13 protein-coding genes and 1 pseudogene are annotated in these 13,862 nt (G+C 58.3%); 10 read left to right on the top strand and 4 right to left on the bottom strand.

Annotated features, from left to right (window positions below):
• Positions 1–60: 60 nt before the first annotated feature.
• Both ACRYA2_RS24585 and ACRYA2_RS24580 read right to left on the bottom strand, forming a co-directional pair.
• Complete coding sequence (locus ACRYA2_RS24585; protein WP_433634061.1) at positions 61–1,278, bottom strand: RNA-guided endonuclease InsQ/TnpB family protein; 1,218 nt, start codon at positions 1,276–1,278, stop codon at positions 61–63.
• A 1,570-nt stretch (positions 1,279–2,848) separates the two neighbouring features.
• Complete coding sequence (locus tag ACRYA2_RS24580) at positions 2,849–4,195, bottom strand: RNA-guided endonuclease InsQ/TnpB family protein (protein ID WP_433634059.1); 1,347 nt, start codon at positions 4,193–4,195, stop codon at positions 2,849–2,851.
• Between the two features lie 149 nt (positions 4,196–4,344).
• Between ACRYA2_RS24580 and ACRYA2_RS24575 the strand changes: the two are divergent.
• Positions 4,345–4,566, top strand: a pseudogene (locus ACRYA2_RS24575) (hypothetical protein); the annotation flags it as partial.
• 79 nt (positions 4,567–4,645) lie between these two features.
• Positions 4,646–4,804, top strand: a complete 159-nt coding sequence (locus ACRYA2_RS24570) for a hypothetical protein (protein ID WP_433634057.1) — start codon at positions 4,646–4,648, stop codon at positions 4,802–4,804.
• 308 nt (positions 4,805–5,112) lie between these two features.
• Here the strand turns inward: ACRYA2_RS24570 and ACRYA2_RS24565 are convergent, their stop codons facing one another.
• On the bottom strand, positions 5,113–5,685 hold the full coding sequence (locus tag ACRYA2_RS24565; protein WP_433634055.1) for a hypothetical protein: 573 nt from the start codon (positions 5,683–5,685) through the stop codon (positions 5,113–5,115).
• 200 nt (positions 5,686–5,885) lie between these two features.
• On the opposite strand from ACRYA2_RS24565, the gene ACRYA2_RS24560 reads away from it, so the two are divergent.
• From ACRYA2_RS24560 to ACRYA2_RS24545, 4 genes are read left to right on the top strand one after another with little or no spacing between them, the layout of a single operon-like run.
• Positions 5,886–6,770, top strand: coding sequence for an aldo/keto reductase (locus ACRYA2_RS24560; RefSeq protein ID WP_433634053.1), 885 nt, complete (start codon positions 5,886–5,888; stop codon positions 6,768–6,770).
• Between the two features lie 14 nt (positions 6,771–6,784).
• Entirely contained in the window at positions 6,785–7,372 is a 588-nt protein-coding gene (locus tag ACRYA2_RS24555; RefSeq protein ID WP_433634051.1) for an AMP-binding protein, read from the top strand.
• The gene (locus tag ACRYA2_RS24550; protein WP_433634049.1) at positions 7,369–8,568 is read left to right on the top strand and encodes a thiolase family protein; all 1,200 of its coding nucleotides are present in this window, start codon (positions 7,369–7,371) and stop codon (positions 8,566–8,568) included. Before ACRYA2_RS24555 ends, ACRYA2_RS24550 begins: the two co-directional genes overlap by 4 nt.
• Positions 8,565–8,990: a Zn-ribbon domain-containing OB-fold protein gene (locus tag ACRYA2_RS24545; protein WP_433634047.1), complete on the top strand. Its 426-nt coding sequence runs from the start codon at positions 8,565–8,567 to the stop codon at positions 8,988–8,990. The genes ACRYA2_RS24550 and ACRYA2_RS24545 overlap by 4 nt, the downstream gene beginning before the upstream one ends.
• A gap of 434 nt (positions 8,991–9,424) precedes the next feature.
• Here the strand turns inward: ACRYA2_RS24545 and ACRYA2_RS24540 are convergent, their stop codons facing one another.
• Positions 9,425–9,733 carry a HalOD1 output domain-containing protein gene (locus tag ACRYA2_RS24540; protein ID WP_433634043.1) on the bottom strand — a complete coding sequence of 103 codons (309 nt, stop codon included), beginning with the start codon at positions 9,731–9,733 and terminating at the stop codon, positions 9,425–9,427.
• A gap of 384 nt (positions 9,734–10,117) precedes the next feature.
• On the opposite strand from ACRYA2_RS24540, the gene ACRYA2_RS24535 reads away from it, so the two are divergent.
• The 4 genes from ACRYA2_RS24535 (at position 10,118) to ACRYA2_RS24520 (ending at position 13,620) form a co-directional block, all read left to right on the top strand.
• The gene (locus ACRYA2_RS24535; protein ID WP_472850139.1) at positions 10,118–10,927 is read left to right on the top strand and encodes a helix-turn-helix transcriptional regulator; all 810 of its coding nucleotides are present in this window, start codon (positions 10,118–10,120) and stop codon (positions 10,925–10,927) included.
• A gap of 224 nt (positions 10,928–11,151) precedes the next feature.
• Positions 11,152–11,757, top strand: coding sequence for an OsmC family protein (locus ACRYA2_RS24530; RefSeq protein WP_433634039.1), 606 nt, complete (start codon positions 11,152–11,154; stop codon positions 11,755–11,757).
• Between the two features lie 13 nt (positions 11,758–11,770).
• The gene (locus ACRYA2_RS24525; RefSeq protein ID WP_433634037.1) at positions 11,771–12,538 is read left to right on the top strand and encodes a methyltransferase domain-containing protein; all 768 of its coding nucleotides are present in this window, start codon (positions 11,771–11,773) and stop codon (positions 12,536–12,538) included.
• 5 nt (positions 12,539–12,543) lie between these two features.
• Positions 12,544–13,620 carry a class I SAM-dependent methyltransferase gene (locus ACRYA2_RS24520; RefSeq protein ID WP_433634156.1) on the top strand — a complete coding sequence of 359 codons (1,077 nt, stop codon included), beginning with the start codon at positions 12,544–12,546 and terminating at the stop codon, positions 13,618–13,620.
• Positions 13,621–13,862: the final 242 nt, after the last annotated feature.

Genomic DNA, 13,862 nt, shown 5'->3' with positions numbered 1-13,862 from the left:
ACAACGGCCTCGTAAATCGCCTCGGGGTCACGCCCCGAGGCTTTCGCGTGGACTCCCGTTTTATGCCTCACCCGAGGCAGAGGGTACGTACTCCCCGCTCACGTTCAGCGTCCCGCGATTCAAGCGCACATCTACGGGTGCGCCTCCATCGTCTGCATTTTGCCGACGACGGAGATACTGCAAACCAATGTTCTTCGAGGCGTTGTAGTCGGCGTGGTTCTCATACCTGCACTGCTGACACTCGAACGTCGCTCCCGACCGATTAGCGACATGGGTAAACCTACACGTCGAGCAACGCTTCGACGTATTTCGGGGGTCTACCTGAACGGCTTGGACACCGTGTTCTTCAGCCTTGTATTCGACGTACTCGTAGAGGCGTCGGAACGCCCAGACGTGTTGCCACGTCGCCTCGGGAATATTCTCCCGAATGTGGGTTAAATCCTCGAATACGATTGTTCGCACATCGTGTTCGAGTGCTTCCTCGATAAGTTCGTTCGCCACCGTGTGTAGGTATATCTCGAACCGTCCGTACTCTTTCTGCCCAACGCTCTCGATGTTCTCGTGGGCGTGGCGAGAGCCACACTGCTGGAGTGCGCCACGGCGCTTCTCGTACTCTCGACGCCAGTGGTTGAACTCGTCTGCTGACCAGAATCGCCCTGTCGAAGCGACGGCGAGGTTGTTCACGCCCAAATCTACACCAAGGACTGTTCTGTGCTTGGACTCGGAGTCGGGCGATTCCTCGTCTGCTTCGACTTTCCGCATTGAGGCGTGGAGATACCAGTCACCGTCGCGGTACTGGAGGTGGGCCATCCTAAACTCGAAGTCCTCGTCGGAGACGTACTTGGTGGGTGGCGTCTCCGAGCCGTCGGGAAGGATGTAGTCGCACTCGATGCGCCCGTTTACGGTGGACAGCGAGACGTAGTCACGGTGGAACGTCGCGCTCCGCTTGTCGTACACCGCGCTGTCTGCCGAGAAGTGTGGTTGTGACGTGTTCTCGCCACGTTTGAGGCGTTCGACTCCGCTTTTGACGGCTTCGACTGCTCGCCGAATTCCTTTTTGGACGAGATTCGCGGTGAGGTCGGTTTCGTCACGGAGTCGGTCGTAGAGGGCGCGTTCGGCTTTGGCTTTCGAGGTGACGTGGTAGCCGTCGTCGCCGTGCCAGCACCACTCGCTCGCGGTGTTGGCGCAATGTTTGAATTGCTCAACTGTCTCTCGGAGCGAAGCGTCGGCTTCGTCGGGAGTGTCGAGTTTGATGACGGCGGTACGACGGTATTCCACTATGTTTTCACATGTATGTCTGGTGTTACTTATACGTGGGGAGTCGGCCTGCCATCGTGACGTGGTTTGTGACATCGAGTGTCGGCTTCCTCCCCGACCTCAAGGGTCGGGGCATCCGCCTCGTACCGCCTGTGAATCGGGCTATCATAACGCGTGTTTGAGAGAACGGGGCTTGCGTTCACTCTCAACCTGTTTTCGATACGATCACGAGGAGTCGACCAGACAAGGATAGCGGGCAGAGACGGTGTGTTTTGGGAAGAAAGCGGTGGGGTGGATGACAGCGTCGGCAGCAGTGGAAGGCCGTCGGCGTCAATCGCCAACACAGGGATGGGGAACCGCGCAGACGATCGAGTCTTGGAGTGCAGTGTCGTGTGTAGTTTCTCGGTTTCGTGTGGCTGCATCTGCGCGTTCACGTCGGTCAGTGCTACCATGGGTGGCCAGACACCGACGCGATTGTCAGATGCAAGTGAGCGGTGAGCCGCCATGGTATTAGACCCCCGGAGTCGTTCGTCTTTGTGAACGCTCTGAACAGTTTCCGCTCGTCTTAGAGGCATTTGATGGATATGAACTGGGGATGCGTGGTCTACTTACCTCGTTGCTAACCTTGGTTAGTAGATTATACAAACGTCATCTACCGGTGTCGCCGGTCCTGGTCAAGCAGGTTCAGCTATTTTTTGTGTTCTCGGAGTCATCACATGATGTGACCCCGAACGTTGCCTTCGTCGAGGTCGTCGAGCGCAAAGCATACTATGAGTAGACGCTCCATGACCCGGGCGCCTATACAACCGTCCTCAAGAGATAAGTCATAAGTCGGCATCAGCGCTCGAACATCATGCAAGTACGTGACAGCCGGCCATTTACCTGTATGGCGTCCTGCGACACTATCTAGTGCCGTCAGACAAGCTCCAACACCCACATGCGGAGAGTATTGACGAGGAGCCGGCGATCCAGTGTGATGCGTGTCAGTCTATCCTCGAATCTAAGCGCCAGCAAGACATAGCATTCCTCCTGTTGGACCAGCTCACCGTTCCTCTGATTGGCTGTGAGACGCATCTTGAGCAGTTTGGCTCGATCTGTGGGTTGACGTCTGACGATACGGCCGACCTCCTCCAGCACCAGCCAGCCGGCGGAATCACGTGTCCCAGCTGTCGCCTCGCACCACACAATCCAGGCCAACCGATGATACCGGTCCAAGACGGTGCAATTGTCGCTATGGCATGTCCGGAACACCAGTCAAAAATCATGCAGCGGTTCCAAATGGGACTCCAAACACACCAACAGCTGACGTCCACGCTCGACACACCCACAAACTCGCCACTCTGATCCGAGCGTTAAGAACAGACAGCCAGGCAATCGTAGGGGGTGTACTTTTGTGACAGCTTGTTTTAGGAGATGGTATGACCAATGGGATGGTCCCGACCGAAGAGCACGACGGTCGTATCAAGGTCGTCGTTCTCAACGACAAGCAGGGGCGACAGACCATCTCTTGTTCATCATATCCGGAGACAATTGCAGTTTTGACTTCCTCCCACGGCTTCAGCCGTGGGATTCCTCCGCGTGGGTGATTCGGCTATGCCGACACCCCGGAGGCAAATTTCCCCTTGCGGGTACTCCGGTTTGCGGGTTCCTCTTTGGTCGAATGACCCCGCTGTTGCCAGCGGTGATCGTCCCACTCGAGGCGGGCCACCGTGTGGTGTTCCCTCTCCGTCGTGTTCTCTCGGGAGACCGCGGGCCGAGCCATCGACCCAACGCTATCACACAGCAGGTTCTCACTCGCCGCCACATCACTATGCCCTTCAAAACTGCAGTCGTAGCACGTGAGCAGATCACCACTACGATGTACGCTCTCGCTTCCACAGTCCGGGCACGTCGAGGAGGAACCGGACTCGCTGACCTCGCGTACCATAATGTCGTACTCGCCCTCCAGCACCTCGCGGAACCGCCGGCGGAAGCGGCCGTGGCTCCAGAACTGGTGGGTCTTCTCGTTCACTCGCGCACTCCAGTGCTCTTGGAGGACGTCGTCGAGGTCGCCGGCAACCACCGAGGCGACGTCGAGACCGTGCAGCCACTCCGCAAGGTCTCGGACGAGGGCATCTTGGAGGTGGGAGACGCGCTCGGTGCGCCGCCGGTACAGCTCTCGGATACGCCGACTCGACCACGTGCCGTACTCGAGGGCTTCTTGTAGGGCGGCGATCCGCTGGGTGGTTTGGCGGAATCGGTGAAAGCTGGGGCGGGCGTGGTAGAGGCGTTGGTGGCCGGAAGTGGTGGTGACGGCGACGAGATTGTTCGCGCCGATGTCCAAAGCTGCCACCACGTCCGGCGATGAGGACGTGGTGGCCAGTGATTCATCCCGTCGGAGAACAGCATCGGAGACGGGTTGTCGTGCCCTGAACGCTTCGGCGTCCTTGTCGTACACCAGTTCCAACCGGCCCTGTTCCCCACGCCACCGCGGCTCACCGCGGGCTTCGAGTCGGAGGCGGTCGTGGTAGCCGAGGCCGTATTTCTCCTTCAGGTCGAAACCGACCGGGATCTCCAGTCGCGATCGCTCGCCCCACTCAAGCGTGTACATATCGTTGCGGACGAGGGTCTGGTGCGTGCGCTCGCCGCTATCTTCGTCTTTCCAGTACCCGGGCGGTGACGGGGCTTCGCCGTCCTCCAATAGGGCGAAGAAACTCCGCCATGCTTCATCGCTTTTGCGGATGATCTGTTGGGCGGTGGCGCTGCCGAGGACGCCCTTGTACTTGACGCGGTACTCGTCGGCGTCGACGCTCCAGACATCCCGGTCGTTGAAGAAGGCTTGGCGACGGTGGTAGGTGAGTTCGTTCCACAGCGCGGCGGACGCATCAAGCACCTCGTAGAGTATCAGCTCGTCCCTCTCTCGAAGGGGGCTGACCGTGAAGGTGTTGACCCGCCGCATTACAGCGAATAGTGTGCAGCTCCGGGATTGTAAAGGCTGCAGATGCGGTGGGAATCACCGTCGAGCGATGGTACGGTGAATGGTTCCTCGAGGCCTACCGCTTACACCACCCCTGAAGGGGTTGGCTTCCGCTAGCACCGTATCAGCCCTCAGCGACCGTTGTGAAAATCGAAAATCGGGATGGCAAGATTGTTTTCACGTCCGACGAGATGAATATCCACGAGTGGGAGCAAGAATGGAAACGCGCAAAACGCCGTCTCTCCGTTGACGTCGAAAAGCGTGAATGCCCGTACGATAATAATGCGTGTTTCGCGGATGATCTCTGCGTCCAGTGCCAGATGGATCAAGTACAAGCCCATTATACGATGTAACCGTATCTGTGCATTTTCTCAAACGCCGAATCACTTATCTGCCAAAATCCATATGTTCATTGGCGGATTAACGGTAACTATGGCACGTGACAGTAAGTTAGCTGGCCTAGGGCTTGTAGGGTTGCTGCTTGTCGCTGGTGGCATTCTCTTTTTCTTCCCAGAACCAGCGACGTCAGGAATCGGTGTCATGCTCATCATCGCCGCTGTTGTCATTTGGGTGATCCAACGATTCCTGTGACATCCTCCCGCGCCTAAAGGCGCGGGCCTCCCGAGGTTCCTCTGTTACTCCCGTCAGTTCGGATGGGTGGGAGTCTACGGTTGGTGGACTGTCGGCCACTGGCGCTGCCACGACGCCGATACTCGTCTCCCGAACGGGACTCCGAGGTATCTGATTGTTTTACGACAGTCGGCGCAGTCGGCTTACGTTTTGATGGGGCAAACACCGAGTCAACTGCCAGTTTCCGCGCGCACACAATAGCAGAATAGCAAATACAATCGGGCTTACGGCGCGTATCCACGCCCTTCAGGGCGTGGTCTTGCGCCTGTTCAGCGTATAAGGGAGTCACCCACCACGTACGAGCCGCCGGCAGAATTGGCTACTTCCCGATGGATCCTGACCTTCACGATGCAGAGACGACGAACACGCTCAAAACACTGTTCGACATCGTCGTTGAGATCTCCGATGGAAGTAACCGACTGCGACGCGGTGCTCGTCAGACACGAGCACATCGACCACATGCATCCGCGTCCTACGGACCGTTTCTCGGCGATAAGAGCACGTTGTTCGTGCCGCAGGCCGCTTTCAACGAACTCGGCTACGACGGCGACTTCCGCCTTGACGACGATCAGCGTGACGTGATCGCCGTCGACGATTCGTTCGAGATCGGGAACTTCACCGTCCACATTCGAGGAGCCAACGACGTCGACACGCGAGATCGATCTGTGTGAGATCAGGTGCGCGAAGCGGCCACTGACGCTAGAAGACGTGTAGCGACCGCAGCAGGCCCCCTCTCTGGCTTTCTCCACACGGACATTCGCGCTCCGTGTTCGCCTTCTCTCTGTCGGGACAAAGACGTTGAACTCCCGTTCTGGCCACATCGCTCCGACCGCACCGTTCACCGTCCGTAACCGTCGACCAAACGAACCAGAGAACTGCGATCGGAACCGTCACTTCGTCCGGGTGGCCGTCTGATACGCCACAGTACCAACGGGGCGGACTTCGCCGACGGCAGCAATTGATCCGGTTCATCGACCGGTAGAATACCCTGATGGGTGGGTCGTCCACCAACTGTTATGTGTACCGCTCCTGATTCACAGGTATGGAAACGCGTCCACTGGGCGATGTCGGGCACGACAGCACCGTGATGACGTTCGGCGCGATCGCGCTGAACTGGCTCGAACAGGAGGGGGCCGACCAAATGGTGGAACTCGTCTTGGATCACGGAGTCAATCACTTCGACGTGGCCCCGGCCTACGGCGACGCCGAACTGAAGCTGGGACCGAAGCTCCGCCAGCACCGCGAGGACATCTTTCTCGGATGCAAGACTCAGGAACGGGGCTACGAGGGTGCGAAGCAGAAGCTCGAACAGTCGCTCGACCGCCTCGGCGTGGGCACCATCGACCTGTACCAGGTCCACGGCCTAGAGTACGAGGATGAACTCAACAGGATCACCGACGACGACGGTGCCCTCGAGGCGATGCGGGAGGCGAAGGCCGACGGCGTCATCGATCACATCGGGCTGACCAGCCACGGGAGCCCCCAGCTCATCCTCGACGCGATCGACCGCATCGACGACCTCGAGACGGTGATGTTCCCGCTAAACCCGGTCGTCGTCGGGAAGGACGACGAGGACTACGACTACCAGGCAGTGCTCGAGCGAGCGAACGAAGAGAACATCGGCACGCTCGGCATCAAGGCCTTCGCGAAGGGGTCCTGGCCGCCGACCGAGGAACTCCCCGAGCGGGACCGCCCGTACGCGAACTGGTACGAGCCCGTCGACACGCCCGAGGAGATCCGCGACCGGTTCGATTTCGCCGCCTCGCACGGCCTGACCAGCGTCGTCAGTCCCGGCGACCCGAAGCTCGTCGCGATGGTACTCGACGCCGCGAGCCGGTATGACGGCATGGACGAGGCGGCCCAGCGATCGCTTGTCGAGGAGGCTCGCCACGACGAGAGCCCCGTCCCGGAACAGCTCCACCACTGAACCCGGAGTTCTCGATGGACGTTCCCCAGACGGTGACGGCAGCGCTCGAAGACCGCCCCGTCGACGAGGCGACCTGCCTCGAGACCGGCGCCGGCGTCGGGAACGCGACCGCCGGGCTACTCGCGAACGGCGCCCGCCGGGTCTACAGGCGGAGCAGGCCGCGTGCCTCGGGGTCGTTCGAGGGGCTTCACCGGCGGAGCAACCGCGTCGCCAACGGCTTAATGGACCAGGACATCGGTCTTGAAGACCCCGTTGCCTTGCTCTGGCATAACTCTCCTGCGTTCCTCGAGTTGTTCTTTGCGACCCAAAAGATCGGGGCCACCTTCACCCCGATAAACGCCCGGTCGTCGCAGGGAGACATCGAGTACATCCTCTCTGACGCCGATCCGGACTATCTCATGGTCGAGTCCGAATTGCTTGCGTCTATCTCGGGGCTCGCGGAAGAACTTCGCGTCGGCGACGATGAGGTCTTCGTGGTCGGCCAGCACGAGGAGTTCGGTGACTTCGGCGAACGTCGAATGGCAAACGAGACGATGGCCGATCGGGAGATCGACGGAGAAACCGTCGATGGACAGGATTCGAACGAGAGGCCGGCATCATGACGGGAACTGAAGCAGTGATTACGGGAGTAGGTGAGACGCAGAAGCACCGGCCGAGCGCTGAGAGCGACGATTTCCCTAGCCTAGAGGAATATTATGAACGTGCCGCTAGGCTGACGCTCGACGATGCCAATGTAGAGAAGGGTGAGGTCGACGGGCTGGGCGTCATCCGCACTATCACGGATACGCCGTACACCTATCCTGGAATGCTGGCCGAGACGCTCGGCTTCGAAGTCGACTACTTGTTCTCCGAGGATCAAGGAGGGGCAAACGCGCTCGCGGTCCTGTCGCAGGCGGTGATGGCTATTGAGGCAGGGAAAGTTGAAACCGTCCTCTGTTTGGGGGCGGATGCTCCTCTCGACCCGCATGTCGACTCTGACGCTCTCTTCCCGCGAGACCCGCGTGGATACATTCGAAATTACAAGGATCCATTCGGCGTCCAAGGGCCGAATTCGAACTTCGGTCTCGTTCAGACCGCTCACATGACAGAGTACGATACATCTCGCGAGCAACTGGCCGAGGTTGCAGTCGTCCAGCGCGAGCACGCATCACACAACCCAAACGCATACTTGACAGAGGGGATCGACGTCCAGACATATATGGATGCAGAGATGATTTCGGATCCAGTCTGTCTCCTCGATTGCGTCGTACCGGTGAACGGGGGATACGGGTTCCTCGTGACCTCGCGTGATCAAGCTGCGACGTCGGATCAGACGCCGGTAGAACCCCTTGGTTTTGGCCAGCAACACAATCCAGACGTTTCGCAACAGCCGGACGTGACGACTACTGGGGTTCGAACGGCAGCACCTCGAGCATTTAATCGAGCCGGTGTTGAAGTTGAGCAAGTAGACTTCGTGCAGGCGTATGACGACTACCCGATTGTCGTCCTGATGCAGCTCGAAGACCTGGGGTTCTGTGAAAAAGGGGACGGTGGGCAGTTCCTGGAGACGACGGACCTCCGATACGACGGGGAGCTACCGTTAAACACGTCCGGAGGCCAACTCTCCGCAGGTCAGGCGGGGTTAGCGGGCGGATTCGAAAACCTCGTCGAAGCAATCCGTCAGCTCCGTCACGACGGCGGGGAACGACAGGTCCCGGACGCGGAGTACGGTCTGGTGACCGGTGTGGGAGGCGTCACGTACGACAAGAACCTCCGTAGTTCGGCTGTCGGCGTTCTGAAACGCGGGGTTCAGGGATGAATGACGGATGGCCGCTTCCGAGTGAGTACGCAGAACCGTACGCCGAACCGTTCTGGGAAGGTGCGAATCGAGGCGTCCTCCGCCTCCAATACTGTACCGACTGTGGGAAGCACCAGTTCTTCCCCCGACCGTGGTGTCAGTACTGTAGCGCCGAGGCTCTAGAGTGGGTTGACGCAGAAGGGGAGGGACGTGTGTACAGCTATACAGTTGTTCGGAGGGCTGTGACGCTGCCGGCATTCCAGGAAGCACTCCCGTACGTGGTCGGATACGTGGACCTCAAAGAAGGTCCTCGAATCTGTACGTTGTTCGCCGATTGCGATCCGTCTGAGATCGAATCCGACATCCATGTGGAAGTCACTTTCAAACGGGTCAACGACGATCTATCACTGCCGGTGTTCCGACCAGCGACGTCGAAACCATAGATAAATTGGAGTATCTTCAGCCGTATCCGCCGTCATTAAGTACCGCTCGCGACCTTCGACGGGTAGTGACTGCAGCAGCAAGAGGAAACCCTCCGCATTACAGACGCCCGCACGCAGGCGTTCCGCTCCTCTTTCTCGGCAAGGTCGTTCACATTCTCTTGGACGGCCTCGGTCGTTTCCTCGAGATCACGCTGCACTCGGTCTATCGTCACACTCATCGGAGCCACGAGGAAGTTTTGCATGCAACCACTAGCTATTTTTCCCGGGCGTGATTAGGAAACGAGGTCGGGTATTGCCTTCGAGCATGGGGCTTCCGCCCGACGGTCACCTCTGACGAGAGCCATCACGGGTCGTGTGCTTCCCGTTCCACGGCCCTCTTGCATCCGCCACTCACTAGCCCCCGGTTTTCTGCCAGCTCTGCAGGTAGGACGGAACTATTTTTCCTTCGTCGTATCGAGTGGTGTGGATTCGATATCATCCTCACTCGTCACGGTAACTCGGTAGCCACTGTACGCGAACACTATACGACCATCTGTTCGTGGTGTCCCATCGAATTGTGGTGCGAAGAGAGCTTCGAGAGCTTCGGGGTTGATTACGTCGTAGAGAGGATCAAGCGTAGTTGGATCGATGTCTTTCTTTGCTGCAATGTGTGTAACGATTGCTGTTTTTAGCGTGCAATCCGTTTCGTCTTCGGAATGTTTGTGCTGTGTCAGTCCGGACTGTGGATTCCTATTATCGGTCATTTTTCTGCTTATTTCCGTAGAGTCATGCTCTAATTGTCATACGTTGCGTACCGATTCTACGCTTGGCTGGGTGCCAATTCTATGCTTAGACAACCCTAACAGTCTCGTAACCAGTTTAAACGTACTGGCTAACTTGTTTTTCAATAATAAGAGCTGCATTCTGAAAAGGTTTGGAACAAACCAGTTGTCGGGTGGAAACAAAACTCGCCCGGATTTTCCGGATTGCCCCCCGCTGGCGACTTTGTTGCTGTTTGCTTTGGCGAGTCTGAGGATTCTCCAAGGGATAAAGGGGTCGTTGACAGTGACACACCCTATGTATTCCATTGGATGTAGTCGCCACACCCCAAAGCGAATAGTTATTATTGTATATCGGCTAGGTGTGGCATGGGAATTCTTAACAATGGAACGCCGATCGACGACATCGGGTATCTTTCTCGATCCGAACATCGTATTCCGATGCTCGTTTCGCTGACGGACCGTCCCCGGAGTCGCTCCGAACTCTGTGAGCTGAATGAAGTGTCGTCGTCGACAGTCCGACGAACGTTGAGCGAATTCGAAGACCGCAACTGGGTTCGAAAGGAGGGGTACCAGTATGTGGCAACACGGTTGGGAGAGGCCATCGCGACCGGGATGGAGGATCTGATCGAGCTTTCCGAAACCGAGCAGAAGTTACGTGACATCTGGCACTGGCTTCCAGACGAGGTGATTGAACTCCCGACCGAGACATGGTCTGAGCTGACTGTCACACTTCCGGAGCCCGATTCACCCTACCGTCCTGTGAACCGATTCAAGTCGCTTCTCCAGCAGACGAACGAGGTCCGCTATCTTCGACCTGAGGTTGCCTTGATGGAGCCCTGCTTTGACGCGCTCCTCTCGTTGATAGACGCCGGAGTAGACATGACGTTGATCGACCGACCGAGTTGTCATGCATACTTCATCACGACGTATCCCGAGCGCAGTTTAGAGATGGAGAAACGGGACAATTTCACGGTTCTCGAGCATGACAAACTCCCCCAATGCGGAATTGGCCTTCTAGAAACCCGTGTTATCATCAGCTGTTACGAGCAGGACAGTGGGTCGGTCCAAGCATTGATCGACACCGACGTTCCGGCTATCCGCGAGTGGGCAGAATCGACGTATGCATCCTTCGAGATCGACGCGCGACCGGTCACCCCTGAAGCCTACATGGAGTGACGCTCCCGGTCGCGTGAGTGCAATATCCATCCAGTTGCTCGGTGTCCCCCCTTCTACTTCGCAGGACAGACTGGTTGGGCGATCGATTTCTCGGCAGAGTTCAGTGAGCAACTGTTGACGCGTGTACAGTGGCTGAACGAATGGCAGGACCTGCCGAAATAGCACGGAATAGCTACAACGTCTCAGGAGTCGTTGTGCCGCTTGTCGGGAGGTACAGCGAAACAATGACTGACGACCGGCAAACTATGCATGGGATCGACCTCGAAACACTCGAAGGATTCGCCGAACACGCAGCCGAGAATCCTGAAGCTGTCCAGCTTGGCCTCGGGGCGTCCGCGACCTACGAGGGGACGGCCGCTCACAGCCTGGCAAAGATCGATAGCTACGATCTCGGCGGCGAGACCATCGCTCGCGAGACGCGTGAATACACCGTTCCGTACGGCGCCTGGAAGGAAGTGCTGGATGCTGGTGGGTGGGTCGGCGCGACCGATCGAATCGAACCTATCGAAGCAGCACTGTCTGCGCTCGCCGCCTGTATCAATGTCGGCATCACCATCAACGCCGCCGTGAACGGTGTCGACATCGACCATCTTCAGACGCGCGTCCGGACAGATTTCGATCCAGCGGTCCTCTTTAGTCTCGCTGAACTCAAGGAGGCCGACTCGGTGTACGAGAATCTGACCGCGGAGGTCGAAATTGATGGAGAGGACATCGACGACGACCTGATCGATGAGTGGGCACGACGAGCGCCCGTCTACACGCTGCTCTCACTCGCTCAGGACATCCAGCTAAGCATCAAGACCCCCGCCGAAGCGGCGGGAGACGACTGATTGGTGAACAACAATGAGTGAATCATTAGACACGGACAAACTCGAACGAAAGGTCAAGTCGATGTACCGCGACGTCGCGGAGTTCTCCGACGGGGAGTTCCACTTCGAAATGGGCAGAGATCTGGCCGAACGACTCGGATACGATCCAGAAGATCTCTCTTACGTTCCCGATCCGGCGATTGATTCATTCGCCGGTGTGGGATACCACTTCGATCTGGCGACGATCCAACCCGGTGAGTCCGTACTTGACCTCGGCAGCGGTTCGGGAATGGACCTGTTCGTCGCCGGAATGAACGTCACCGAAACCGGAACGGTTACCGGCGTAGACATGACCGACGAACAGGTTCGAAAGACCCGAAAATTGGCTGAGGAGAACGGATTTCACAACGTCGATGTGCGACACGGCCACATCGAAGCGCTCCCCTTCGACGATGAGTCGTTCGACGTGGTCGTCTCCAACGGCGTGATCAACCTCTCCGCAGAGAAGGAACGTGTGTTCGAGGAAGCGTATCGCGCGCTCAAGCCCGGCGGTCGACTCGCACTCTCGGACATCATCAGCGACTCACAGATGCCGGAGAGCATCAAGAACAACGAGGACCTGTGGGCGGCCTGTATCGGTGGGGCCGAGCAGGTCGACCGTTACACGGCGCTCATCGAACAGACCGGATTCGAAGTGACCGACGTCCGGGACAACACCCAGTACGAATTCATCTCGGATCAGGCCGTGAATGCATGTCAGACGTACGGCGTGAAGAGCATCTCGCTCGGCGCCAGGAAGTGAGCAACATGGGAACCGACACTCAAGCGGATCCGATAAACGAAGAGAAACTGAGCGAACTCGTGGAGACGTCCCTCGTCGATCTCGGTGCAACGGTCCATGCCGCACTCGCCGTCATCGGTGACGACCTCGGACTTTACGCGACACTTGATGACGCGGGGCCGCTCACGTCAGCTGAACTCGCTGAAAAAACCGAAACCGTCGAGCGTTACGTTCGGGAGTGGTTACGCTCGCAGGCCGCCGGCGGGTACGTGACCTACGACCCTGAGACTGACCGATACTACCTCACCCCGGAGCAGGCGCACATCTTGGCCAACGAGGAGAGCCCTGTGTTCATGCCCGGTGCGTTCCAACTGGTCGGGTCAGTGGCCAAGATAGGTCCCGAACTCCAGGAGGCTTTCCGAACGGGCGAGGGCATCGGCTGGCACGAACATGACGAGGATGTGTTCCATGGCACGGAACGCTTCTTCGGGCCGTCATACGGAGCGTTCCTACTCGACTGGATCGCAGCGCTCGATGGCATTGATGCTAGGCTGAAATCAGGCGGGCGGATCGTCGACGTGGGATGTGGTCACGGCGCGCCGACGATCCGCATGGCCGAAGCGTACCCCAACTCGACAGTCGTCGGCGTCGACTACCACGAGGAATCGATCGAGGTGGCGCGCGAGCGGGCGGAAACGGCGGGCGTGGCCGACCGTGTTAGCTTCGAAGTGGCGACCGCGAGGGAGTACACCGGCTCCGACTACGACCTCGTTACGATGTTCAACTGCTACCATGATATGGGAGATCCCGTTGGGGTGGCTGCTCACGTTCGAGAGACACTAAGTGAGAACGGTGCGTGGATGATCGTCGAACCGTATGCCAATGACCGGGTCGAAAACAATCTTACTCCATTTGGCCGCCTTGGATACTCTATTTCGACACTTGCCTGTACGCCAAATTCGCTCAGTCAAGACGTCGGGTACGGGCTCGGCGCGCAGGCGGGCGAGGACCGAACCCGAGACGTCGTCACCGGAGGCGGGTTCACGCACTTCCGCCGGGCGGCCGAGACGCCGACCAGTCTGGTCTTCGAAGCAAAATCCTGATTTCTTATCTGGTGAACCGCCTCGGGGTCACGTGGTTCGAGACGCCGACGGCGTCTCGTCATCACGAGAGAGCGAAGCTCTCTCGAACGACCCCGAGGCACTCGGCCTGCTCCGCCTGTAGACTATGAGGGTGCACTTGAGGTGCTCCAGGCGACTCCCACTATGATCAGCGAAATCGAGAGACCAACGTTGTTCTCTTAACGGACGATAGCGACGGTAGTCGGTGCCCGCCGGGCGACAGT

This window comes from Halomicrococcus pelagicus (assembly GCF_050954125.1).
The sequence above is the reverse complement of the archived record's forward strand: the minus strand, read 5'-3'. Positions and strand labels throughout refer to the sequence as shown.

Coding starts and splice junctions, on each gene's coding strand:
- ACRYA2_RS24570 (WP_433634057.1), top strand. CDS start 4,646: ATGGCACGTGACAGTAAGTTAGCTGGCCTAGGGCTTGTAGGGTTGCTG.
- ACRYA2_RS24520 (WP_433634156.1), top strand. CDS start 12,544: ATGGGAACCGACACTCAAGCGGATCCGATAAACGAAGAGAAACTGAGC.
- ACRYA2_RS24550 (WP_433634049.1), top strand. CDS start 7,369: ATGACGGGAACTGAAGCAGTGATTACGGGAGTAGGTGAGACGCAGAAG.
- ACRYA2_RS24540 (WP_433634043.1), bottom strand. CDS start 9,733: ATGACCGATAATAGGAATCCACAGTCCGGACTGACACAGCACAAACAT.
- ACRYA2_RS24555 (WP_433634051.1), top strand. CDS start 6,785: ATGGACGTTCCCCAGACGGTGACGGCAGCGCTCGAAGACCGCCCCGTC.
- ACRYA2_RS24580 (WP_433634059.1), bottom strand. CDS start 4,195: ATGCGGCGGGTCAACACCTTCACGGTCAGCCCCCTTCGAGAGAGGGAC.
- ACRYA2_RS24525 (WP_433634037.1), top strand. CDS start 11,771: ATGAGTGAATCATTAGACACGGACAAACTCGAACGAAAGGTCAAGTCG.
- ACRYA2_RS24560 (WP_433634053.1), top strand. CDS start 5,886: ATGGAAACGCGTCCACTGGGCGATGTCGGGCACGACAGCACCGTGATG.
- ACRYA2_RS24530 (WP_433634039.1), top strand. CDS start 11,152: ATGACTGACGACCGGCAAACTATGCATGGGATCGACCTCGAAACACTC.
- ACRYA2_RS24545 (WP_433634047.1), top strand. CDS start 8,565: ATGAATGACGGATGGCCGCTTCCGAGTGAGTACGCAGAACCGTACGCC.
- ACRYA2_RS24535 (WP_472850139.1), top strand. CDS start 10,118: ATGGGAATTCTTAACAATGGAACGCCGATCGACGACATCGGGTATCTT.